The organism is Exiguobacterium sp. s80 (genome assembly GCF_018618725.1).
GTDB classification, from domain to species: domain Bacteria; phylum Bacillota; class Bacilli; order Exiguobacteriales; family Exiguobacteriaceae; genus Exiguobacterium_A; species Exiguobacterium_A oxidotolerans.
Genome location: NZ_JACSMP010000001.1, coordinates 645,490 through 664,330 on the forward strand (window position 1 = coordinate 645,490; position 18,841 = coordinate 664,330).

An 18,841-nucleotide genomic window follows, 5' to 3' on the forward strand; every position below is an offset into this window, starting at 1 on the left:
TTTGTTGTTTCTTACGAGACTTTTATCTCCTCTTCGATTGGCTGCTCATAAAGATTTTGCTTCGAACGGTTAAAGACGAGCGGTATAGTGAGTAAACCGATGAGTAAAAAACCAATTGAAAAGATGATGTATGTCGCGCGGATGGAAAAGGCTTCGGCGAGTAAACCGATTGTCGCCGTCAAGAGAATGATGAGGAGTGATTCGGCGACATGGATGACTCCTGAAAAGCGGCCCATGAGATTGACCGGGACATTGTTTTGGTAAAACGATAAAAAGCCCGTATTCGCAAACGATAGAGCGAATGTCAGTAAGAAAAAGCCGGCGGAAGCTACCATGAAGTTATCGGAAGTAGCGAATAGAAGGTAGCCGATGGGCGTAGTGACTGCACCGAAGCCAATCAAAAAGCGAAGACGCAGCCATTTCGTGCAGGTCGCATTAATGATGGAACCGAAGATGATCCCGGTCCCGGCGATACTGACAAGAAATCCATAGGTACTTTCCGAGAAACCAAGCACACGTGTCGCAAACGAAGCCTCGAGTGAATCAAGACCCGACATGAAAACCATCATGACGCAAAAGAGACTGTAGACGAGCGTGATGTAACGGTGCTGGCTCGTAAAGCGCAACGTTTCTTTCCAGTCGCTGATAATCATTTGAAGACTCAATCGTTCTGCCTGCGCAAAGGTCAATTCTTTTTCTAAAGCGGGCAGGAAAAATAAGATAAGGGCAGAAATGGCGAGCGCGACAGCATTGATATGAATCGCAAGGGACGGTGAGCCCATGATGAACAGGAGACCGGCAATCGTCGGACCGACAATGAAACCGCACGATTGAATGAAATTTTTCAACGCATTAAAACGTTGACGATTACCTTTTGAGACGAGCTTCGTCATATAAATCATCGATGTGGATTCAAACAAGGAGCTGCCAACGTTGATCAAAAAGACAAATATATAGAGGAAGAACAACGAGTCGATAAAGGGGAGAAGGGCGATGAAGAGTGCTCGTGATAAATCGAGTAGCATCATCAATTTACGTTTGTCGACCCGGTCAATCAAAGAACCTGACCATAAACTCGTTATTAAAGAAGCGACAGGAACTAACATGTATAAAAGTGACACCGCGAACGCAGAACTTGTTCGATCAAGAATAATCAAATTGAGAGCAATGAAGTACACCCAGGCGCCTAAGTTCGAGATTCCGACACCAATCAGGAGTAAAGCAGGGTATTTCCAAGCTGTACGATTCATAGTCGGGCGCTCCCTTCTGGTTGTGAATAACCAATTTTTTATTTATAAATAGAAATTTATTACATTTGATGTTACGCGATTGTTTGTTTGAAGGCAATCAAATGTTTGAAGCGACACGAAAAAAGAAGTAGCGACAATAATATCGCTACCACATGGTGTTGTGGAACTAGTTAATCGGATTTGTTTGTATTTCCCAATAAATCGTTGAATCCGTTTCTTGTAGTCGTTCCATGTTCACTTTTTCTAATACGCGGATCGATCCTCGATTGGTTGCATCCGTTTTGGCAGCGATGTTTGAGACAGCTGTTGTCTGTCGCGCCCATTGAATCAACCCTGCGACAGCTTCTGTTGCGTATCCATTCTGCTAGTAGTGCTCGAGCAAACCGTAACCGATTTCCACCTCTCCGTCTCGATCCGGTTTCCCTTTAAAGCCGGCATCACCGATAATGACATCATCTGCCTGCCGGATGATTAACCAACTCCCCCAGAATAATAAAGACGGATCCTGTTCCAATGCCTTTAAATGATTCGTAATTTCGGGACCGTTCTGATAGTTTTGACGGGTAATAACCGGAAGCTGTTCCTGTGTACATGGAATAAGTCGTAATCGAGCTGTCTCGATGTGCATGCGTTTGAGTCTCCTTAAGATGTTTTCGTGTCCGTAATTTCGAACCGTTTTGTTCGTTCAAAAATCAATTCATAGTAAGAACCGACGGCAACACCGGACGTGACGAAATCTGGTGCGAAAATTTGTACGAAGCGCCAGCCGTCTGCGGCATGTGTCGTGATTACTTCCCGGTAATCTTCCTTCGGATTACCAGATAATCGCTTAAAATCAATCCGCACGAACTTGTATTCGAACATGAAGCTACCTCCTTTGACAATCGACTAATCATACCTACGTTTCAAAATGGGAGAAGTTTCCTAATATACAATGAATGATTCACACTTATCGAGTAAAATGAAGAAATCAGTTAGTAAGAGAGTGAGGAACCATCATGAAATACATACGTTACCTGATTTACTTCGGATTGATTGTCACAATCAATTATTACTTGTCGATGTACGTTACTGTCGATAAAAAGCTGCTCCATTCCTTGCTGGCGTTCGTCCTCTTAACCGGTGTTGCTTTCGTCTTGATAACGATTGAATATTTCTTTAATCGAAAAGTACATAAATCCCGCGACTAGTCTGTCGAAGCATGCGAAAAGGAGCACAAGCGTCGTCCAAAGTAATCGGACATGCTCGTGCTCCTGTTCTGTCTCAGTCAGGCTTTTCTTTTTTCGTTCAGCTCTTTTGTTTCCTGGTTACTCCAGCGCCACTCTGTCCGGCGACTGATGAACGATGTCAAAAACATCAGGAATGTCATGACTGGTAACAGAAGCCACCACGATTGCATGAAAAACAACGAGGCAAAGGAATCGATGAAAACAAACGTATGGGCGACGTAAATCCACATGAACAGTGAACTGACGAATAGAATCGCTTCTGCCGTCGTAATGAAATCAAGTTTCTTCTCTTGCATACTTTACCTCCGATCAAGAGCGAACCGTCTCCCGGCTCGCAGTTGCTGCGACATGTTGTTCACTTTCGCTATCCAACAAAATCGTCCGGTTACGCCCTTGCTGCTTAGCGGTATACAACGCTTCGTCGGCGATGACACTCATCCGCTGAATATGAATGTTCTTCCCGTGGGCGACACCGATCGATGTCGTCACATCGATTGCCGGGAATCCATCGATTTGGAAGTGCTCAGCAGCAATTCGTTGACGAATCCGGTTTGCGACTTTGGTCGCTTTTTCCGGTGCTAAATCATAGATTAAGACCATGAACTCCTCGCCGCCAATCCGTGCCGTAAAATCATGCGGACGCGTTTCTTCTTTCAGAATGTTCGCGAACTGTTGTAGGACGAGGTCACCATTGCCATGCCCGTATGTATCGTTGACGTGCTTAAAGTGGTCGATATCGAGCGCGAGAATATTGTAAATCCGACCTTCCTGTTCAAGTCCTGCTGTCCGAGTATCCCAAACCCGGCGATTGTAGAGACCGGTCAAATGATCGACTTCGGCTGACTTTTTATAAATGTCGACTTGCCGGTTCAACAGTTGAAAATCGAGCGTCAGCAGACTGGACAGAATACCGACTACCAAACCGATTGTCCATGTCGATAGCAGGAGGGTGAGGGCAGGTTGACCCCAACCTAAATTAATCAAGACGGCGATGGTGATCATTGATAATGCCCAGACGTTCATCGAGACATTTTGAAAAAACGGCCGATTGAGCAGTTTCCGGTGAAGCGCAAGCATCCCGAAACTGATGCAAAGGACGGCGGTGAAGCCGACGATAGCTTGTTCCGTCACCCCGAACAAGAAGCGGGAACAGGCAATGATCAGTGTTGCGATAACGAGCGGGAAGCGCCCCCCGTAAAACGCGAGCAAGACGAGTGGGAGGTGACGCAAATCCATCCGAAGCGTCTCATTGACGGCGATTCCCTTGAACATCAATAAAACACCCAGTGCCCCAGTCAAAAGGCCGACGATGATTGACTTGACGACATAAGATTCAAAATGGGTGGAATGGATAATTTTCGAGATGATATAAAACCCTGTGAAGGCAATGCAGGCATTCACGAGCAGTTCGACGATGAACATGGTTTTCACATCCTTGCACATGATACTTTCACATTACCACTTTGACAAAAGTTGTCAATAAAAGATAACCATTGGATATGTACATTTTTCATACACCAGATTATTTTATTCAATATAATTCAACCTGAAACCTTTTCTTCCTCCTTTTCGTAATACTAGTTGAAAAAGGGGGAAGACAGATGAGTACAACACTTGGTTCACTACTCGCCATATTGATTATGCTCGTCACAATTATTTATGGTGTCGTCTACATACAAAAAAAGAAGCGGAACACGGATCAGGAAGCGACTTACAAAATCGTTTTCACGACAGCGATTGTGCTGCTCGCTTTACCGTTTATCTTAACGATATTTAAGTAACATGGAGGTAGTATCTTGGAACAACTCATCATTCTTATCGGTTCATTTTTAATTGCGGGTGGGATGCTCTTTACGATCATCCGGGCGGGATCAATCGCTTACCGCCGGCAACAAATCTCAAAAGGACTGTTCGTGTTCGCGACCGTCTCATCGTCGATCGGGGCCGTGTTACTCGCGGGACTGCTGCCCTTATTGTTTAGTCTCTGGTTCGAGTGAAGACTAACGAAACGTGTGTCACTGATTTTTTAATCAGCTGACGCACGTTTTTTTTATTTTTTTTCGAACAATTGTCGAAACGGTCCTGTTAATCCTTAAGAGAAAGGAGGCGAACCTCCTTTGCATATCAAAGGAGGAACGAGCGATGCACCCTTATGTACAAGTCGAGCACCGTGTCCTGCGCGACGGACAACAGTTTTCATCGGTTCATGAAAAAATGATTTATTTGATTTTAGCGAGTTATGCCGGAGCATCCGGGAGTGCCTTTCCGTCGCACCAGACGATTGCGGACGCCGTCCCGTGCGGCAAGACGACCGTCAAAGCGTGTCTTGCATCGTTACTTGAAAAAGGGTTGATTGAAAAGGAGGAACGCTTCAATCAACACGGGGGACAAACATCAAATGAATATCACGTCCGATCGGTTCCGGACGCGGTACGACTACCGGGGGAGCAGGAGCCGACTACCGGGGCGGCGCGAGATGACGACGAAGAACCTGTCTTGAAGAAACAGTCTTTAAAAAAAGAACCATCCTCAACGGCGTCATCGGTCTTCACGTTGTTCGAAGCAGAAATTGGCTGCACCTCCCCTTGGATCAAGCAGCAACTGGCGCAAGCCGTGATAAAGACGAGTCATGACGTCGTCGTCCATGCAATTGAGCAAGCGGCAGCGGCGAATGTCCGCAAGTGGCAATACGTCAAAGCCGTCATCGATCAGTTACACGCGCGTCAGATCACGTCAGGTGAACAAATCAACCGTCATGAATCGAGACGGGCGGAACGACCGGCAAGGACGAAGCCGACGAAGCACCGTTCGTCAGCCGTATTACCGGCTTGGGTCGAAATGGAGCGGACAGAGCAGCGGCTGTTCGAAGAAAAGCGACGAGCGGCTTGGACGGCGTCAGTCCCGGAAGAAGCCGAACTGACGGACTTGCTCGCCCAATTGATTTAAAAAATAAAGGAGGATACACAGATGACTATCAGCACAGCATGGTTACTCGAACGCGCCGATCGGAAATTATCCGTCAAGGGAATGGACGCGGATGTCGTCACGATCACGCGGAGCGTCATCAAAGAACTCGCACCGCAACAGATTTACGTCGGCGTCGCGCAAAGCTACCGGACGAAACAGGAACAGGATGCCTTGTATGCTGTAGGACGGACACGCCCCGGAAAAATCGTCACCTACGCGCGCGGGGGACAGTCGAATCATAACTTCGGTGTCGCCGTCGATCTCTTTTGTTATTCATCTGACGGAACACGCGCTGAATTTTTAGCACCACCGGACAAACGGTTGTCACGGATTGTCGCGGCGATGAAGCAGCGACAGATGGAATGGGGCGGGGACTGGACACCATTTCGGGATTATCCGCACTTTCAACTGTTCGACGCCGTCAACGGGAAGAAGAAGCCGCACCTTGCCCCGCTTTATCTAGGACGTGCTCTAGCGAAAGGGAGTCAGGACAAGGAGACGATTCGCTTGATTCAAATGAAGTTACGTCTTCCGGCGAGCGGCCGGTTTGATGACGGTCTGACGCGTGCCGTCAAAGACTTTCAACGACAGGTGAAAATCACAGTCGACGGAATCGTTGGCCCTGTGACATGGCGTCATTTGTTTCAGGAGGGACGCGGATGACGGAGCGATATGCAGCAGCCCTGCGACTGATCGTCCCCCTCTATTCGATTGTCAATTTGACGCTTCTTGCGAGCGGGTATGATCCGCTACCATTTGCAGAAACAGCCGTCGATCTTGCAGTGACGACGCTCGTCGGCATTTTGGGTACACTCGTCGCTTGGTGGAAAAACAATAACGTCACCCGGGCCGCAAAAGAGGCGCAAGCGTTGCTTGACGAACTCAAGCGCAGTGTTCCGACGGACTGAATGTGCGATGAACACTAATACTTTGAAGTCGAGATGCCGATAAAGAGGTGATGAATTGAATCGTTCTCGATTCTTGCGAGAGCGTATAAAGAGAGAGGTCTGACTGGACGTGAAATTTTCCGCATTGCAATGGTTCTTAATGACGGCTTTGTTTTCATTGATGTTTACAAGTATTTGGAGTTACACTGCATTTTCTAATATCGAGCGGGAGAACGACCGGATTCTTGCAGAAGCGATTCCGATTTCGAATACAGCATCCCAATTGTTTCCTTTACTGCTCGATCAAGAATTAACGGTGCGGAGCTTTTACCTGGAACGACGTCAGCAAGACTTCGAACAATTCCAGACGACGCGCGCGAACCTGCAGGCGTCGCTTGAAGCGTTAGAGCAGCTCGACGATCTTGACCTGACGATGCGCCGGATTTTACAAGAGGAGGCGGTGCCGCTCCTGCAACAGACCGATGCCTTTTATCAACAGCAGCTTACGTATATTCAACAAGACAATCTGATCGAAGCCGAGCGGAATCGTTATGACGGCATGGCGTACATCAATCAATTTCGCCAGATCGACATTAAAATCCGGGCTGAAATCGAACAGATTGTCATGGCAGCGACGAACCGGTCAAAAGCGGCCTCCTCCTCTGCGAAATGGGTCATCGTCATCGTGTTAAGTGTCGCCGTCTTGATTTTGTTCGCCTTTTTGCAGACGTTTCGGCTCGAACGCAGTAAACGTGCGTTGATTCGCCGGTCGCTGCACGATAGTTTGACGGGGATCCCGAACCGGCGGGCGTTCGACGAACACCTTGAGCGTGTCTTTGAAGAGGCGCGGCTTTCCGCTTCAGAAGTGACGCTCATCCTGCTCGACGTCGATGCCTTTAAACTCTATAACGATACGTATGGGCACTTACAAGGAGATGCTTGTCTGAAACAGGTCGCGAGTGTCCTGAAGAAACAGGCTGGACTATTCGGACACGTCGCCCGGTACGGCGGTGAGGAATTTGCAGTCGTTCTCTCGGATCAATCGGCACAAGGAGAGCTTGTCGCCGAGCGGATTCGGACAGGGATTCTCGACTTGAAGTTACCCCATGAACGGTATGCGCCCCTGTACCAAGTCAGTGTCAGTTTAGGGATGGCAACCGTTCAGCCGGATGATGCGCTAACGGAGATTCATTTAATTGATCGCGCCGACATGGCACTGTATGCGGCAAAAGCAGCGGGGAAAAATCAGCTCGTCCGTCACGATGCGAGTTGAATATGGATCGTAATCGTAAAAGGCAACAGCTTCCGCAGAAGCTGTTGCCTTTTTTGAATGAATTCAATGTAAAATCACACAGTACGAATTGTCAGAGATTAACGGTGCAGAAACCACAAACACGACGTTGATCGGTGTTCCACCCAGTTTAGCATCGAGTTGATGGAGCTGTGAACGGATTTTACGACTTAGCCCATAACGGATCTCGGTACTCAGTTCATCCATGTCTGCATCATGTACGTGTAACAGGAGTTGAAATGGTTCGAGCGAGAAAATAGAAAAATCGCAGTCGATTCGGGGGTCCTCAAATTGCTCATTCAACCCATTTTTAATAAAGTATGCTTCCTGTGCTGAAATCATCCCGTTTCACCTCGCTCTCTTGCGAAAAAACCTGTCCAAACCTGGATAAAAAAATCGGCTTGCCTTATATAGTAGTTATTACCCAGTTTTATCGGAAAATATCAGAAAAGCGACAGAAAATGAAATTTGATGATCAGTCGAAAAATAAAAAACGAAGCGGCGGAAGTCGTGCTCACGCCCTGCTTCGTTAATGTTAATGTTTAGAGGTGTTGTTTACGTAAAAAATCATCGGTCGCTTGCTTGAAAAACGTAAATTGATGAACTTTGAGTTGGCATTTGTTGCCGTAACGGACCTCGAAATAACCTGGATCGACGGGGGAAGGGAAACCGATTCGTTTGAACCATTCCGTGATTGTTTCATGACCATAACGTTGTAAATGTTTCGGTAGCCGAAAATTAAAAAATTGAATATGTTCGCGAATCAGCTCGGAAGATACATCATGATCCGGCTGGATGATGACGGTGACGTGATGCTCATAATCGAACCCCGCGAGTTGGAACCGGTTTGGTCGGTAAATCTTGATATAATAATAAAAAAAGGCGAGCGTCGCGAAGCTTAGAACGATTAAGATGAGAATATAAGGTGGAGCCGAAATGGAAGAGTCGAAACTCGTCCGAAAGAGCGGTTTTTCCGGCGTGATCGATTCGATGTCGACGACGGCACCACGGTCGACGTTGAACGATTCGATACTGGAAATGATGGACGAATCGCCTTGATTGCCGCAACGCGCTACGCACGAAGAATCAGCTGTTTTATGTAAAAGTGATAAGGCCGAAAAATATACGGACGGGAGGACGGATTGGGCAAATAAAACAAGGAAACACGTCAGACTGATGTACAAAAAAACTTTTAAACGAAATGACTGTGGCACCGGTTTACTCCTTTCTCTCAACCTGAATGGGATGAATCTTTAGGAAGAGTATAGCAAAAGAAGTACAGTCTGTTATTTGTTTTTTCAAAATATAGTCATTATTTACAAAAATAATAGGGGGCTTTTTGTGATGGAAGAATTACGAAGAAGTTTTCAAGCAGCGCGGCAGCAGGTCAGTGGACACGGCAAGCGGAACGTCGGTGTCCTAAAAGAAGCCTTGCTGAACGTCGCTGACGATACGGGAAGTGACATTTACGGGAACGGGGCGGTCATCAACGACTTCGAACAAAAAATCGCGGCGTTGCTCGGGCATGAATCGGCCGTCTTTTTCCCGAGCGGGACGATGGCGCAGCAAATCGCGTTACGGATTTGGTCCGATGACCGGGACAACCGGCACGTCGCCTACCACCCGCTTTGTCACTTAGAGCTGCATGAACAGGATGGCTTACGGCAGCTTCATCCGATCGAGCCGATCCTCGTCGGTGAACGGGACAAGATGATGACGCTAGACGACATCAAAGCCTTACCGGAAATCGCCTGCCTACTACTCGAACTGCCGAACCGCGAACTCGGTGGTGTCGCGCCATCATTCAGCGCGTTAGAAGCGATTGTCGCCTACTGCCGGGAGCAGGGAATCCGTCTTCATCTTGACGGTGCCCGTTTGCTGGAACTGTTGCCGTATTATGACAAACCGGCAAGCGACGTCGCGAGCTTGTTCGACAGCGTCTACTTATCATTTTATAAAGGGCTCGGCGGGATTGCTGGTGCGATCCTTGCCGGCCCGAAGGCGTTTACGACAGAAGCACGGATTTGGAAACGACGTTATGGCGGCGACTTGATCAGTCTCTATCCCTATGTCATTTCGTCCGACTATTATTATGAGCAACGCAAGGACCGGATGGGGCACTATTATGAGCAGGCAAAGTACGCCGCCGAGCGGTTGAACACGATCGACAACATTTTCACGACACCGCGCGTTCCGGTCTTAAACATGTTCCACCTCCACTTTAATGGTGAAGTGGCAGACGTCGCTGCACGATTGGCGCACATCCAGGATGAACTTGGACTTGGCCTCGTCGGATACCTCGTCGAACACGACGGATACTGTTCGACGGAAATCAGTTTCGGTGACGCCTTCGACGCCGTCTCAAACGAGGCGTTCGAACAGTTGATCACCCGCTTGACGGCAGAATTTTCAGCTTAACGGGATTGAGTAGGCTGTTTCCCGGGAATGGACGGATGTAGGCGATGGTAGCTGCTGATTTTTTCAGTGATCATTTGTTCCGTCAGTTGTAATTCGGCAAGCTGCGCCCGGACAAGGGTTTGGTGCTGTTCGAGCAGGGCGAGCCGATCAAGCGTCGTATCGTGATCGTCTGAAGAAGCGCGGAATAACGCGACATACTGCCGGATTTGGTCAATCGGCATGTGTGTCGCCCGCAGGCGGAGGACGAACCGGAGCCAGTCGATGTGCTTGTCATCGTACTGCCGGACGCCGCTTGCCGTCCGGTCCGGGAACAGCAGTCCTTCCTTTTCGTAATAACGAATCGTGTGGGCACTCGTATCAGTCAATCGACTGACTTCTGAGATGGAATACATCAACATCACCTTTTCTGCTTGACTTAGAGTTCACTCGAAGGAGTAGACTCTCACTATACCAAAACGAAATGGGGAAAAACAGATGAAGTATACGGTCATTACAGGAGCAAGTTCAGGGATTGGGTTTGAGACGGCAAAAGTTCTCGCTGCAAAAGGAAAATCGCTTGTCCTCGTCGCCCGGCGGAACGATCAGCTCGAAGCGTTACGGGACGATTTACTGAAGACCTATCCGGAACTTGATATCATCCTTCATTCAGTCGACTTGACGGAGATGGCGAACGTGCATCAGTTGTATGACGACGTCAAGCACCTTGAAATCGAGACGTGGATCAACAACGCCGGATTCGGAGACTTCGACAACGTCAAAGACATCGAAATCGGAAAAATCGAGAAGATGCTTCATTTGAACATCGAAGCGTTGACGGTCCTGACGAGTCTCTACGTCCGTGACCACCATGACGTCGAAGGGACAACGGTCCTCAACGTCTCGTCAGGCGGCGGCTACCGGATCGTTCCGAATGCCGTCACGTATTGTGCGACGAAGTTCTACGTCAGTGCCTACACAGAAGGTCTCGCGCAGGAATTGCAACAATCCGGTGCGAAGTTGCGGGCAAAAGTCCTTGCACCGGCAGCGACGGAAACCGAATTCGCCGATCGCTCACGCGGGGAGGCAGGGTTCGACTACAGCAAAAACGTCCCGCAGTATCATACAGCGGTAGAAATGGCGACGTTCCTCGATCAATTGCTCGAAAGTGACGCAATCGTCGGGATCGTCAATGCGGAAGATTATTCCTTCCAGCTACGCGGACCACTCTTTACGTACGTCGGTGGCGCGAACTCGAACTAATTGTAAAAAAACAAGCCTTCGCTTTTAATGCGGAGGCTTGTTTTTGCGTTTGGTTGTTGAAGCGGGTTCGATTTACACTCGCTTTTGACAGTCAGTCAAATGCCTATGCCTTTTCGTGCACTATATTTTCCAGATACCCCATGTTTTCGACTGTCGTAATATCCTTCTTGAAGCGTTGAATCGCATGAGAAAAGGTTTTTTCATTCGTTCCTTTAGGATAACCGGAGCACACGTTTAAGATGCTGTTGAGTTTTTCGCAGTCGCCGCCGATAAAGTAATGTGACATCACATCCTTATCCGCGGAAGCGATCACGACAAATGTTGCAAAATCGAGAACATCTTCCACATGCTGTTCTTCAATTAATTTATCGGCAGTAAATGCCGTTTTAAATTCGTAGCTCTCAAACGACATAATACGCCCACGCAATACATCCAGGATGGATCGCCGATAGATGCAGTAAACACCACAAATCGTCTCATAAGGCGGTATAAAAGGGTCGTCCATTACATTGACAATTTTTTCGTCGTCTTTATCGATGGGAATGGCCTGAAACCGGTTGACCATCATCTTGTCGATATAATCGATTCCTTTTGGCATAAGTTCTTTTAGAGTACTTTCATGCAACGGGATGCGCATCCTTTCTTGTGAATCTATCAGTATCTACTGATTGTAATGTCTCAATCTGAAAAAAATCAAAGTGTATTTTCGTCGCTGTAGCGAATTTTTTTTAGATAGAGCTACGCTGCTTTCAAAGCGATGAACGGTTGCAACCATAATATCTTAATGAACAGCTTAAACGCCATCCCTAAAACTAGGAATGGTCAGGCTGTAGACAACGTGCTATCGGAAGACAAAAGCGTTTTTTTCGTTGCTTTCCTCGGGCGAGGCGCAAGCCGTTGCTCCTTGATCCTTACGGACAATGAGCAGGGTCTTGCCTGCCTCTTGCAAGTCGCGTTAAACACGCACTTTTCCCCGTAGGAGTCAACGAAACGTGACGCTTTTTAGGCAGTGGCGCAGGGGGGGACGAGGCGAGACAGGAAAGCGCGACACGCAATCTTCCCCGTATGAATTCCTCGTTTTCCACAGAGATTGTCTACAGTCTGAAAACGCCATTCCTAAAACTAGGAATGGCGTTTTTTTAAAGTTAAATGATTGGAATCGCAAGCGTCGAAAGTAGGCTGACACCTAGGAATAAGGCATAGCTGAAAAACGTCGCTTTTGCGTTTCGATCATGTTTATGTCCGAGAATCGCAAACAACAGAACTGCTAAAAACGTAAGTAGTGATAACGACAACAAGTGGTGTTGATCCGTTGAAGGAACGAGCGATTGAACCAAGTGGGCTAAACCAAGCGGTAAAACAATCAGTAAAAAATAGAAACCAAGCCGTGTTTCTGATGGAACTTCAGTTGCTTCGTCGTTCGGATCGATACGTGTGTACATTTTCATGGATCGTCACCTCCTTCTATTTCAGTATAAAGGAAGGGATGGTGAAACCTCGTTACAGTCCCGTAAGAACTACATAACAATTTGACTTCTAGATGACATCCAGATGTCGCCCCGTCTTGAATTTGTAAAAGTCAAAAAACATTTCGACAGGATATGTAAATAAGTGTAAAATGAAGCATCGAGTTACATCTCATCAAGGAGGGAACGACGTGCCTAAGGTGTTTCGCTATTTTTATCTGTCTGATTTGTTGGCCGTCGTCGGTGCGAGCATTTCCTATATCGCCATCTACTGGACGAGTGCAGAACGGTTGACGGCATTTCAGCTTGCCCTGTTGATTGGCGCCGTCTTTTTGACACGGTTCGTCGTCGCGACCTTTAGTGGTCCGTGGATTGATCGTGTCGACCCGGTCCGCTTACTCAAGGGGACGGTTGCCGTCCGGACGGGATTATTAGTTTTGACGGCAATCGGCTTGCAACTGTTTTCCGGTTCAATCGTCCTGTTGATTGCATTATTGATTGCTCAGACGGTTTTACAGACGATTGGCGGCAATACGGCGTTCAAAGTCGTGACCCGACTCGTCGAAGCAGACCGGTTACCGGTCGCGAATGCCTATTTAAGTACGCTTGACCGGATCGGTACATTAAGCGGACTCTTGATTGGCGGCGTGTTGATTGCGAGCTTTTCTATCGAGACGATTTTACTGATGGAAGCCGTCCTGCATGGCGCAGCGTGGCTGTTGCTCCTGTCCATTAAGCCTTCTGCACCCGGGGGAGAAGGGAAACAGAACCGGTACATCGACGCCTTGACGGAAGGGCTGACGTACTTAAAACAAGACCGGCAACTGATGCAAATCTTAGGATTCGCCGTCATCGCCAACTGGATGATTACACCCGCGAATACGTTACTCGCGCCGTTCGCGAAAGACGTCGTCGCTGGCGGAGCAAAAACCTTTTCGGTACTGGAACTCGCCCTCGTCATCGGTGGCATTCTCATGTCGCTGCTCTATGCCCGGTTCGCGAAACAAGTCGCCCACAGTCGACTGTTCCGGCTGTCCGTGTTGTTACAAGGCCTCTTTATCATCACCCTCAGCTGGACGGATACCGTGTCGCTCGCTTTCATCGCGCTCTTTTTACTGGGTGCTGCCCTCAGTCTATTCGGGATTCCATTTTCGACGCTGCTCCAGCAGACAACGCCGGATTTACTGCTCGGACGGGTCCGCTCGGCGATGGTCGCCGTCTCGACACTTTGTTCTGCGGTCTGTTACGTCTTATCCGGTTATATGACGACCTTCCTGTCAATCGAACACGTTTTTCTGCTTTTCGGCGGTTCAGGACTGGTCGGTGCCGTATTCTTAATGCTTACATCACGTCACGCAGCTAGTAATATCAGTCAGGACAAGGCAGGATAAGGAAATCGGTCTTAAGGTGGAGGGCAACCGCTTTCTTTCGCAGTACACTTAATAAAAGAAGAACAAAAGGGGATAGCGACGATGGATGGTCTGATGATGATAGCATTGTTATTTTTAATTCCGATTAGTGGGATGACGGTGTTGTTGAATCTGTTATGGCGACGAATTGAAGTAGAATAATATGAAGAAATGAACGGACTGCCGTAAGCCGGCAGTCTGTTTTTATGCGAAATTTTAGGGGGAGAATCATGAAGAAAATCATCATCATCGGTTCCGGCGGTTCGGGGAAATCGACGTTCGGACGTCAATTGCATGAACAAACCGGGATTAAGGTGTCACATCTCGATGCGTTGTTCTGGAAACCGAATTGGGTTGCCGTCCCGCGGGACGAGCAAATAGAGGTGCAACGGCAGTTGATGGAACAACCGGAATGGATCCTTGACGGAAACTACGGCGGAACACTCGGGATGCGGCTTGACGCCGCCGATACGGTCATCTTTCTCGACATGCCGCGGACCGTTTGTGCGTACCGGGTCATCAAACGTAATCTGAAGTACCGCAACCGGACACGGCCGGACATGGGGGAAGGCTGCATCGAACAATTCAGCTGGCAGTTCCTGAAGTGGGTCTGGCAGTACCCGAAAGCGCGGCGACCGGGTGTCTTACGCCAGCTTGACGAAGTGCGACATGAGAAAAACGTCGTCATTTTGTCGTCGAAGCGTGACGTACAGGCGTTTTTAGATCAGCTTTGATGCAATTTGGTTTGCGTTAGTCAGTTTTTCATAATCACTTTTGAGCATGGACATAATCAGTTCGTCAAAATAAACCCCATTATAATTTATCGATTCACGGAGTATACCTTCCGTTACAAACCCTGCTTTTTTATAAGCTGCTATCCCATTTGCATTATGACTATATACTTCAAGTTGAAGTCGATTCAATCGTAGTTTGTTAAATACGAAGTGCAACGTTAATTGTAAAGCTTCCGAACCATAACCTTTTCCTGTTAATTTCAATGAGCTCATGGAAATTCGAAATCCTGCTCGCTTATTTTCTTGATCTATCTCAAAAACAGACAATTCTCCTATCATTTTATTGTTACTGTTGAGACAGATTGCAAAATCATATCGTGTTGAATCGCTGTTTATAATTTTTATGTGCTGTTGAATTTGCTCTAATGTAAAGATTGCTTTAGTTGCCGTCACATATCGGATTTCGTCGTCTTGAGATGCTGCTAGCAGTAGAGGTGCGTCTTTTATTGTTAATGGACGTAAGTGAATGCGTTCCTGATGTAGTTGCATGTTAAATCCTCCTATGGTCAGTTTTTTTATTAACACACATGCAAAATAAAAATAAAGAAGGTTAACGTTTATCGACGACTACCTTACCATCCTGATCTAGCAAGGGGGTCATTCCGCTCACCCCGAGACCGCTTGTCATCAAATAATTTACGCCGGTCTGCGTATCGACGACGATTTTGATAATCCCTCCACTGAGGTGTTGTTTTGATTTCAACACGAACCGTTTATCACGCATACTGTACTCGTCTCCTTCTTATTTTAGCTGCGTAGCCAGAAACAAACATAAAAATTAAATTCTTCAGCGGACATAGCGCTATTACTATTAAGATAACTGAATTTGAAAGGAAAAAGACCGTTTTGACTGCGAAAATCACAGTCGAAACGGTCTTTTTTCAGTCGATTCCTCGATTAGTTTACTCCAACCGCTTCCGCCTCAAACGCAAGCACTGGTCCGAATACTTCGTAATGCAGTTGCTCCGTCGCTCCTTGCCAGTTCGACGCGACGAACCGAATCATCGCTTCCGGTCCGCAGACGAAGGCGATCGCAGACTTGTCGACGTTTTGAATGACTTCTTCCGTCAATCGACCGGAAGTCGTCCCTGTTTGCGGATGCCGTTCCGCATAACGGATGACCGTTGCACCGGCTGTTTCCAGGCTTGCGAGACGCGTCGAAAAGGCGCGGTCGCGGTCATCTTGAATCGCGACGTAGAGCGTGACGGACCGACTTGCCGCAAGTGCTGCATCGGCAATCGCGAGCAAGGGTGTCAGACCAATCCCGCCAGCGAACAGGACGACGGGTGCTTGACCAGCCGGTAACGCAAAATTGCCAGCCGGTGCACTGAGCAGGACCGTATCGCCGATGTTTGTTGCGTCATGCAATTGCTTCGACACGCTTCCGTCGCGTTTGACGGCAATCGTGTAAAACGCATCACCAGGGCGATTGATTAAGCTGTACTGCCGGTTTTGCCACAGTCCTGCCGGCGTTTTGATTCGGAGCGTCACGTATTGTCCCGGTGTAAAGGCCGGTAACGTCAAGGCATGTGTTGGCTGCAAGGTAAACGATTTGATGTCCGACGCTTCCTGCGTGATTGCCGTCACCGTGAAGGTCTGATATCCAGTGAAGCCTTTTGCCTGTTCGTCTTGTGCATAAAGTTCGGCTTCAAGCGTCATGAACAAATCAGCGATTTCCTGATAGGCGAGTCCCCACGCGTCGATGATTGCCGGAGTTGCGGCGTCACCTAGGACTTCTTCAATCGCGCGCAACAGTTCTGTCCCGACGATCGGGTACATCTCCGGTTTGATTTGCAGGCTCCGGTGTTTATGTAGGACGGGCAGGAGCGTTGGTTTTAAGACGTCGAGTTGATCGATGTTCGCAGCTGCCGCATAGACGGCTTGAGCGAGGGCTTGCGACTGGCGATTCGTTTTTTGGTTCGTCTGGTTAAAGATGTGCGTCATCTCCGGGTGCCGTTCAAATAAACGTTGATAAAAGACACGGGTGATGGCTGGTCCGTGTTCCGCGAGAACAGGGACGGTCGACTTGATGAGTTGGATCGTTGTTGCGTTTAACATAAGACCACTTCCTTTTCAGTTCGTTCTCCCACAGTATTAGCGGTTTTGTGCTTAAATACAATATATAAAATACTAGATTAAAAAAGAAAGTGAACTTTGTCACAAACGTGCCATCGATTCGTCAAGAAACGGACATAAACCGTTGACTCAAGTCAGCGGTCCAGTCGGAATCCATAGTTTTGAGAAGTCAAGGTAACCGAACGAATCGATGACGAGGTTCTGCAGCTCGATCGGGTAAGGAATGAGTCGCGTGTCATCAAACAGCGGGATGAAATAGGAGGCGTCGATGACGTACCGCTCGAACGACTGGTGGAGCGGCATCCAGTCTTCAAACGGCGTGTCGTCATACTGTTGGATACGCCGTTCCATCTCCGGCATCTGGCGGTACAGCTTGGCCGGCGGAGAATATTCATTTGTTAAGAACTGATGGAACGCGACCGTCAAGTTGCGCTCGAACACTTCCGCGTGGATCGCGAGATCGATGTCGGCGAAAGCGTGCAGGTTGGTGATACTTTCTTTGAATCCGACCGGAACGAATTCATAAGGAATGCGTTGGCGGTCGAACATCTCACATAACCAGTACGTCACGTTTTCCGTAAAGTCCGTCAGTTTGATCCGGATCGGCCGGTCGAACGTGACGGGTGGTCCATCGGGAACAACATATTCTTGACTAAACTCGCCGAGAAAGCCGCGGACGTTCGGTGTACCGCGCTCGTTGCACTCGGTGATGAAAGGGCGGACGGAAGCAATCAAGCGGTGGATGTAGTGCCGCGCCTCCACGCTTTCGAAGGCGCCGCCCGGACGGGGATTCAAGAAAATCAAGCCGAATCCGGACTGGGTGGCAATCGTCCCGGTTGCGCTCGATTCCGATAACGACGTCCGGTAAACCGGATCGTAGGCGTCCGGCATCTGGATGAACTCGATTCGGTCGAGTAACGCCCGGACGCCATAAAAATTCGCGAACGCCTGTAAAACGGTTTTTTTATCATCCTGTTGCGTCAGTTGAAACGGACCGGTCCCGATTCCTTCTTTATGAATGCTCGTGTGAAGTGTCGCAAGCTTCGGTAAAAGCGAGTTCCGTTGCTGGTCAAGGATCAGGTCGACCCGGTACGGTCCGTTCGATTTAATCTGTTCAATGTGGCGATACGACCAGGCGTAAGCAGGAAAGGCGATCAGTTCCCGTAAACTTTTTGTGACATCTTTACTCGTCATCAGTGAACCGTCGTGGAAGCGGACGTCTTTTCGTAAATAAAGCGACAAGGTGTTGCCTTGCCAAGCATAGTGATGGGCAAGTTCCCCTTTAAGCAGACCGTCTTCATCAATCCAAAACAAGCGGTTAAAGACATTTTGGACCAGGTGGGCACTATGGATATCGGCTGCTTCGAGCGGATGAGCCGTCAAGAAGGGGCGTTTCCGCGGAATGAGTAAAGCGTCGGATGCCGTTTGGACATAACCAAATTTTTGTTCGAGCCGCCGCATGAACCGCCCGGTCTGAGCAGGGGACCAGTCCCAACTGAGCTGTTCCGTCACGGCGTCAATCGATTCCCGGTCGATCCGCTCGAGCAGCTGACGGGCCAGTTCGCGCTCGACGTGCCGCAACCAGACGAGCTCCGACAAATGTCCCCGCCCTTGACCACTCGTATAATCAAGCCAACCGTCGTCTTGCCAGCGCTTCAAATAACGTTTGAATTGTTTCGGACTCAAATGAACCGTATCGGCGAGGTGCTGGATCGTATAGTGTCCGTCGCGACAGGTTTTCCATAACGTAAAGAGATAAGTTTCCATCAGTTGCTCCTTCCTTTAAAAGGGGACATTAATTTATGAAGATGTCCA

The 18,841-nt window shown here is 48.4% G+C and carries 25 protein-coding genes and 1 pseudogene; 11 read left to right on the forward strand and 15 right to left on the reverse strand.

Annotated features, from left to right (window positions below):
* Nucleotides 1-11 precede the first annotated feature (11 nt).
* From KNP94_RS03350 to KNP94_RS03360, 4 genes and pseudogenes are all read right to left on the reverse strand, one after another.
* A complete protein-coding gene (locus tag KNP94_RS03350; protein WP_215115219.1) occupies nucleotides 12-1,250 on the reverse strand; it encodes an MFS transporter in 1,239 nt (412 codons plus the stop codon).
* Between the two features lie 166 nt (nucleotides 1,251-1,416).
* Nucleotides 1,417-1,599: pseudogene (locus tag KNP94_RS15870) on the reverse strand (GNAT family N-acetyltransferase); the annotation flags it as partial.
* Nucleotides 1,600-1,614: 15 nt separating this feature from the next.
* Nucleotides 1,615-1,878, reverse strand: coding sequence for a GNAT family N-acetyltransferase (locus tag KNP94_RS15875; protein WP_251132552.1), 264 nt, complete (start codon nucleotides 1,876-1,878; stop codon nucleotides 1,615-1,617).
* A gap of 14 nt (nucleotides 1,879-1,892) precedes the next feature.
* Entirely contained in the window at nucleotides 1,893-2,114 is a 222-nt protein-coding gene (locus KNP94_RS03360; protein WP_214765805.1) for a DUF4177 domain-containing protein, read from the reverse strand.
* A 134-nt stretch (nucleotides 2,115-2,248) separates the two neighbouring features.
* On the opposite strand from KNP94_RS03360, the gene KNP94_RS03365 reads away from it, so the two are divergent.
* Complete coding sequence (locus KNP94_RS03365; protein ID WP_215115220.1) at nucleotides 2,249-2,440, forward strand: hypothetical protein; 192 nt, start codon at nucleotides 2,249-2,251, stop codon at nucleotides 2,438-2,440.
* Nucleotides 2,441-2,517: 77 nt separating this feature from the next.
* On the opposite strand, the gene KNP94_RS03370 is transcribed toward KNP94_RS03365, so the two are convergent.
* Nucleotides 2,518-2,775 carry a hypothetical protein gene (locus KNP94_RS03370; protein WP_214812012.1) on the reverse strand — a complete coding sequence of 86 codons (258 nt, stop codon included), beginning with the start codon at nucleotides 2,773-2,775 and terminating at the stop codon, nucleotides 2,518-2,520.
* A 13-nt stretch (nucleotides 2,776-2,788) separates the two neighbouring features.
* Nucleotides 2,789-3,901 carry a GGDEF domain-containing protein gene (locus KNP94_RS03375; protein WP_088836963.1) on the reverse strand — a complete coding sequence of 371 codons (1,113 nt, stop codon included), beginning with the start codon at nucleotides 3,899-3,901 and terminating at the stop codon, nucleotides 2,789-2,791.
* A 179-nt stretch (nucleotides 3,902-4,080) separates the two neighbouring features.
* On the opposite strand from KNP94_RS03375, the gene KNP94_RS03380 reads away from it, so the two are divergent.
* The 6 genes from KNP94_RS03380 (at nucleotide 4,081) to KNP94_RS03405 (ending at nucleotide 7,606) form a co-directional block, all read left to right on the forward strand.
* Nucleotides 4,081-4,260: a hypothetical protein gene (locus tag KNP94_RS03380; protein ID WP_088836964.1), complete on the forward strand. Its 180-nt coding sequence runs from the start codon at nucleotides 4,081-4,083 to the stop codon at nucleotides 4,258-4,260.
* Between the two features lie 15 nt (nucleotides 4,261-4,275).
* Nucleotides 4,276-4,476, forward strand: a complete 201-nt coding sequence (locus KNP94_RS03385) for a hypothetical protein (protein ID WP_088836965.1) — start codon at nucleotides 4,276-4,278, stop codon at nucleotides 4,474-4,476.
* 145 nt (nucleotides 4,477-4,621) lie between these two features.
* A complete protein-coding gene (locus tag KNP94_RS03390; RefSeq protein WP_215115221.1) occupies nucleotides 4,622-5,425 on the forward strand; it encodes a helix-turn-helix domain-containing protein in 804 nt (267 codons plus the stop codon).
* A 21-nt stretch (nucleotides 5,426-5,446) separates the two neighbouring features.
* Nucleotides 5,447-6,109, forward strand: coding sequence for a M15 family metallopeptidase (locus KNP94_RS03395; RefSeq protein WP_088836967.1), 663 nt, complete (start codon nucleotides 5,447-5,449; stop codon nucleotides 6,107-6,109).
* Nucleotides 6,106-6,354 carry an SPP1 phage holin family protein gene (locus KNP94_RS03400; protein WP_215115222.1) on the forward strand — a complete coding sequence of 83 codons (249 nt, stop codon included), beginning with the start codon at nucleotides 6,106-6,108 and terminating at the stop codon, nucleotides 6,352-6,354. The genes KNP94_RS03395 and KNP94_RS03400 overlap by 4 nt, the downstream gene beginning before the upstream one ends.
* 109 nt (nucleotides 6,355-6,463) lie before the next feature.
* Entirely contained in the window at nucleotides 6,464-7,606 is a 1,143-nt protein-coding gene (locus tag KNP94_RS03405; protein WP_214804761.1) for a GGDEF domain-containing protein, read from the forward strand.
* Between the two features lie 63 nt (nucleotides 7,607-7,669).
* Here KNP94_RS03405 and KNP94_RS03410 read toward each other — a convergent pair whose 3' ends face one another.
* Together KNP94_RS03410 and KNP94_RS03415 are read right to left on the reverse strand one after the other, a co-directional pair.
* Nucleotides 7,670-7,966, reverse strand: a complete 297-nt coding sequence (locus KNP94_RS03410) for a hypothetical protein (RefSeq protein ID WP_088836969.1) — start codon at nucleotides 7,964-7,966, stop codon at nucleotides 7,670-7,672.
* Nucleotides 7,967-8,166: 200 nt separating this feature from the next.
* Entirely contained in the window at nucleotides 8,167-8,838 is a 672-nt protein-coding gene (locus KNP94_RS03415) for a hypothetical protein (protein WP_088836970.1), read from the reverse strand.
* Nucleotides 8,839-8,965: 127 nt separating this feature from the next.
* Between KNP94_RS03415 and KNP94_RS03420 the strand changes: the two genes are divergently transcribed.
* On the forward strand, nucleotides 8,966-10,042 hold the full coding sequence (locus tag KNP94_RS03420) for a threonine aldolase family protein (RefSeq protein ID WP_371815996.1): 1,077 nt from the start codon (nucleotides 8,966-8,968) through the stop codon (nucleotides 10,040-10,042).
* On the opposite strand, the gene KNP94_RS03425 is transcribed toward KNP94_RS03420, so the two are convergent.
* On the reverse strand, nucleotides 10,039-10,440 hold the full coding sequence (locus tag KNP94_RS03425) for a MerR family transcriptional regulator (protein ID WP_251132553.1): 402 nt from the start codon (nucleotides 10,438-10,440) through the stop codon (nucleotides 10,039-10,041). The genes KNP94_RS03420 and KNP94_RS03425 overlap by 4 nt on opposite strands.
* 76 nt (nucleotides 10,441-10,516) lie before the next feature.
* Between KNP94_RS03425 and KNP94_RS03430 the strand changes: the two genes are divergently transcribed.
* A complete protein-coding gene (locus KNP94_RS03430) occupies nucleotides 10,517-11,281 on the forward strand; it encodes an SDR family NAD(P)-dependent oxidoreductase (protein WP_215115224.1) in 765 nt (254 codons plus the stop codon).
* 103 nt (nucleotides 11,282-11,384) lie between these two features.
* On the opposite strand, the gene KNP94_RS03435 is transcribed toward KNP94_RS03430, so the two are convergent.
* Both KNP94_RS03435 and KNP94_RS03440 read right to left on the reverse strand, forming a co-directional pair.
* A complete protein-coding gene (locus KNP94_RS03435) occupies nucleotides 11,385-11,906 on the reverse strand; it encodes a hypothetical protein (RefSeq protein ID WP_215115225.1) in 522 nt (173 codons plus the stop codon).
* Nucleotides 11,907-12,426: 520 nt separating this feature from the next.
* Nucleotides 12,427-12,729 (reverse strand): hypothetical protein, encoded by a 303-nt coding sequence (locus KNP94_RS03440; protein WP_088836975.1) that lies wholly within the window; start codon nucleotides 12,727-12,729, stop codon nucleotides 12,427-12,429.
* A gap of 209 nt (nucleotides 12,730-12,938) precedes the next feature.
* Between KNP94_RS03440 and KNP94_RS03445 the strand changes: the two genes are divergently transcribed.
* Both KNP94_RS03445 and KNP94_RS03450 read left to right on the forward strand, forming a co-directional pair.
* Nucleotides 12,939-14,138 (forward strand): MFS transporter, encoded by a 1,200-nt coding sequence (locus KNP94_RS03445; protein ID WP_215115226.1) that lies wholly within the window; start codon nucleotides 12,939-12,941, stop codon nucleotides 14,136-14,138.
* A 248-nt stretch (nucleotides 14,139-14,386) separates the two neighbouring features.
* A complete protein-coding gene (locus KNP94_RS03450; RefSeq protein ID WP_214845589.1) occupies nucleotides 14,387-14,890 on the forward strand; it encodes a DNA topology modulation protein in 504 nt (167 codons plus the stop codon).
* Here KNP94_RS03450 and KNP94_RS03455 read toward each other — a convergent pair.
* The 4 genes from KNP94_RS03455 to KNP94_RS03470 all read right to left on the reverse strand — a co-directional run bounded on the left by KNP94_RS03455 (nucleotide 14,876) and on the right by KNP94_RS03470 (nucleotide 18,793).
* Nucleotides 14,876-15,439 carry a GNAT family N-acetyltransferase gene (locus tag KNP94_RS03455; protein ID WP_214769412.1) on the reverse strand — a complete coding sequence of 188 codons (564 nt, stop codon included), beginning with the start codon at nucleotides 15,437-15,439 and terminating at the stop codon, nucleotides 14,876-14,878. The two genes, KNP94_RS03450 and KNP94_RS03455, sit on opposite strands and share 15 nt — an antisense overlap.
* Nucleotides 15,440-15,500: 61 nt before the next feature.
* Nucleotides 15,501-15,674, reverse strand: a complete 174-nt coding sequence (locus tag KNP94_RS03460) for a DUF6440 family protein (RefSeq protein WP_214769410.1) — start codon at nucleotides 15,672-15,674, stop codon at nucleotides 15,501-15,503.
* Between the two features lie 173 nt (nucleotides 15,675-15,847).
* Nucleotides 15,848-17,008 (reverse strand): globin domain-containing protein, encoded by a 1,161-nt coding sequence (locus KNP94_RS03465; RefSeq protein WP_215115227.1) that lies wholly within the window; start codon nucleotides 17,006-17,008, stop codon nucleotides 15,848-15,850.
* Nucleotides 17,009-17,155: 147 nt separating this feature from the next.
* Nucleotides 17,156-18,793 carry an ABC transporter substrate-binding protein gene (locus KNP94_RS03470; protein ID WP_215115228.1) on the reverse strand — a complete coding sequence of 546 codons (1,638 nt, stop codon included), beginning with the start codon at nucleotides 18,791-18,793 and terminating at the stop codon, nucleotides 17,156-17,158.
* Nucleotides 18,794-18,841: the final 48 nt, after the last annotated feature.

Bases quoted from the DNA above. Each gene is read 5' to 3' on its own strand.
- KNP94_RS03350 (WP_215115219.1), bottom strand. From the start codon at position 1,250: ATGAATCGTACAGCTTGGAAATACCCTGCTTTACTCCTGATTGGTGTC.
- KNP94_RS15875 (WP_251132552.1), bottom strand. From the start codon at position 1,878: ATGCACATCGAGACAGCTCGATTACGACTTATTCCATGTACACAGGAA.
- KNP94_RS03360 (WP_214765805.1), bottom strand. From the start codon at position 2,114: ATGTTCGAATACAAGTTCGTGCGGATTGATTTTAAGCGATTATCTGGT.
- KNP94_RS03365 (WP_215115220.1), top strand. From the start codon at position 2,249: ATGAAATACATACGTTACCTGATTTACTTCGGATTGATTGTCACAATC.
- KNP94_RS03370 (WP_214812012.1), bottom strand. From the start codon at position 2,775: ATGCAAGAGAAGAAACTTGATTTCATTACGACGGCAGAAGCGATTCTA.
- KNP94_RS03375 (WP_088836963.1), bottom strand. From the start codon at position 3,901: ATGTTCATCGTCGAACTGCTCGTGAATGCCTGCATTGCCTTCACAGGG.
- KNP94_RS03380 (WP_088836964.1), top strand. From the start codon at position 4,081: ATGAGTACAACACTTGGTTCACTACTCGCCATATTGATTATGCTCGTC.
- KNP94_RS03390 (WP_215115221.1), top strand. From the start codon at position 4,622: ATGCACCCTTATGTACAAGTCGAGCACCGTGTCCTGCGCGACGGACAA.
- KNP94_RS03395 (WP_088836967.1), top strand. From the start codon at position 5,447: ATGACTATCAGCACAGCATGGTTACTCGAACGCGCCGATCGGAAATTA.
- KNP94_RS03400 (WP_215115222.1), top strand. From the start codon at position 6,106: ATGACGGAGCGATATGCAGCAGCCCTGCGACTGATCGTCCCCCTCTAT.
- KNP94_RS03410 (WP_088836969.1), bottom strand. From the start codon at position 7,966: ATGATTTCAGCACAGGAAGCATACTTTATTAAAAATGGGTTGAATGAG.
- KNP94_RS03425 (WP_251132553.1), bottom strand. From the start codon at position 10,440: ATGTTGATGTATTCCATCTCAGAAGTCAGTCGATTGACTGATACGAGT.
- KNP94_RS03430 (WP_215115224.1), top strand. From the start codon at position 10,517: ATGAAGTATACGGTCATTACAGGAGCAAGTTCAGGGATTGGGTTTGAG.
- KNP94_RS03440 (WP_088836975.1), bottom strand. From the start codon at position 12,729: ATGAAAATGTACACACGTATCGATCCGAACGACGAAGCAACTGAAGTT.
- KNP94_RS03450 (WP_214845589.1), top strand. From the start codon at position 14,387: ATGAAGAAAATCATCATCATCGGTTCCGGCGGTTCGGGGAAATCGACG.
- KNP94_RS03455 (WP_214769412.1), bottom strand. From the start codon at position 15,439: ATGCAACTACATCAGGAACGCATTCACTTACGTCCATTAACAATAAAA.
- KNP94_RS03460 (WP_214769410.1), bottom strand. From the start codon at position 15,674: ATGCGTGATAAACGGTTCGTGTTGAAATCAAAACAACACCTCAGTGGA.
- KNP94_RS03465 (WP_215115227.1), bottom strand. From the start codon at position 17,008: ATGTTAAACGCAACAACGATCCAACTCATCAAGTCGACCGTCCCTGTT.
- KNP94_RS03470 (WP_215115228.1), bottom strand. From the start codon at position 18,793: ATGGAAACTTATCTCTTTACGTTATGGAAAACCTGTCGCGACGGACAC.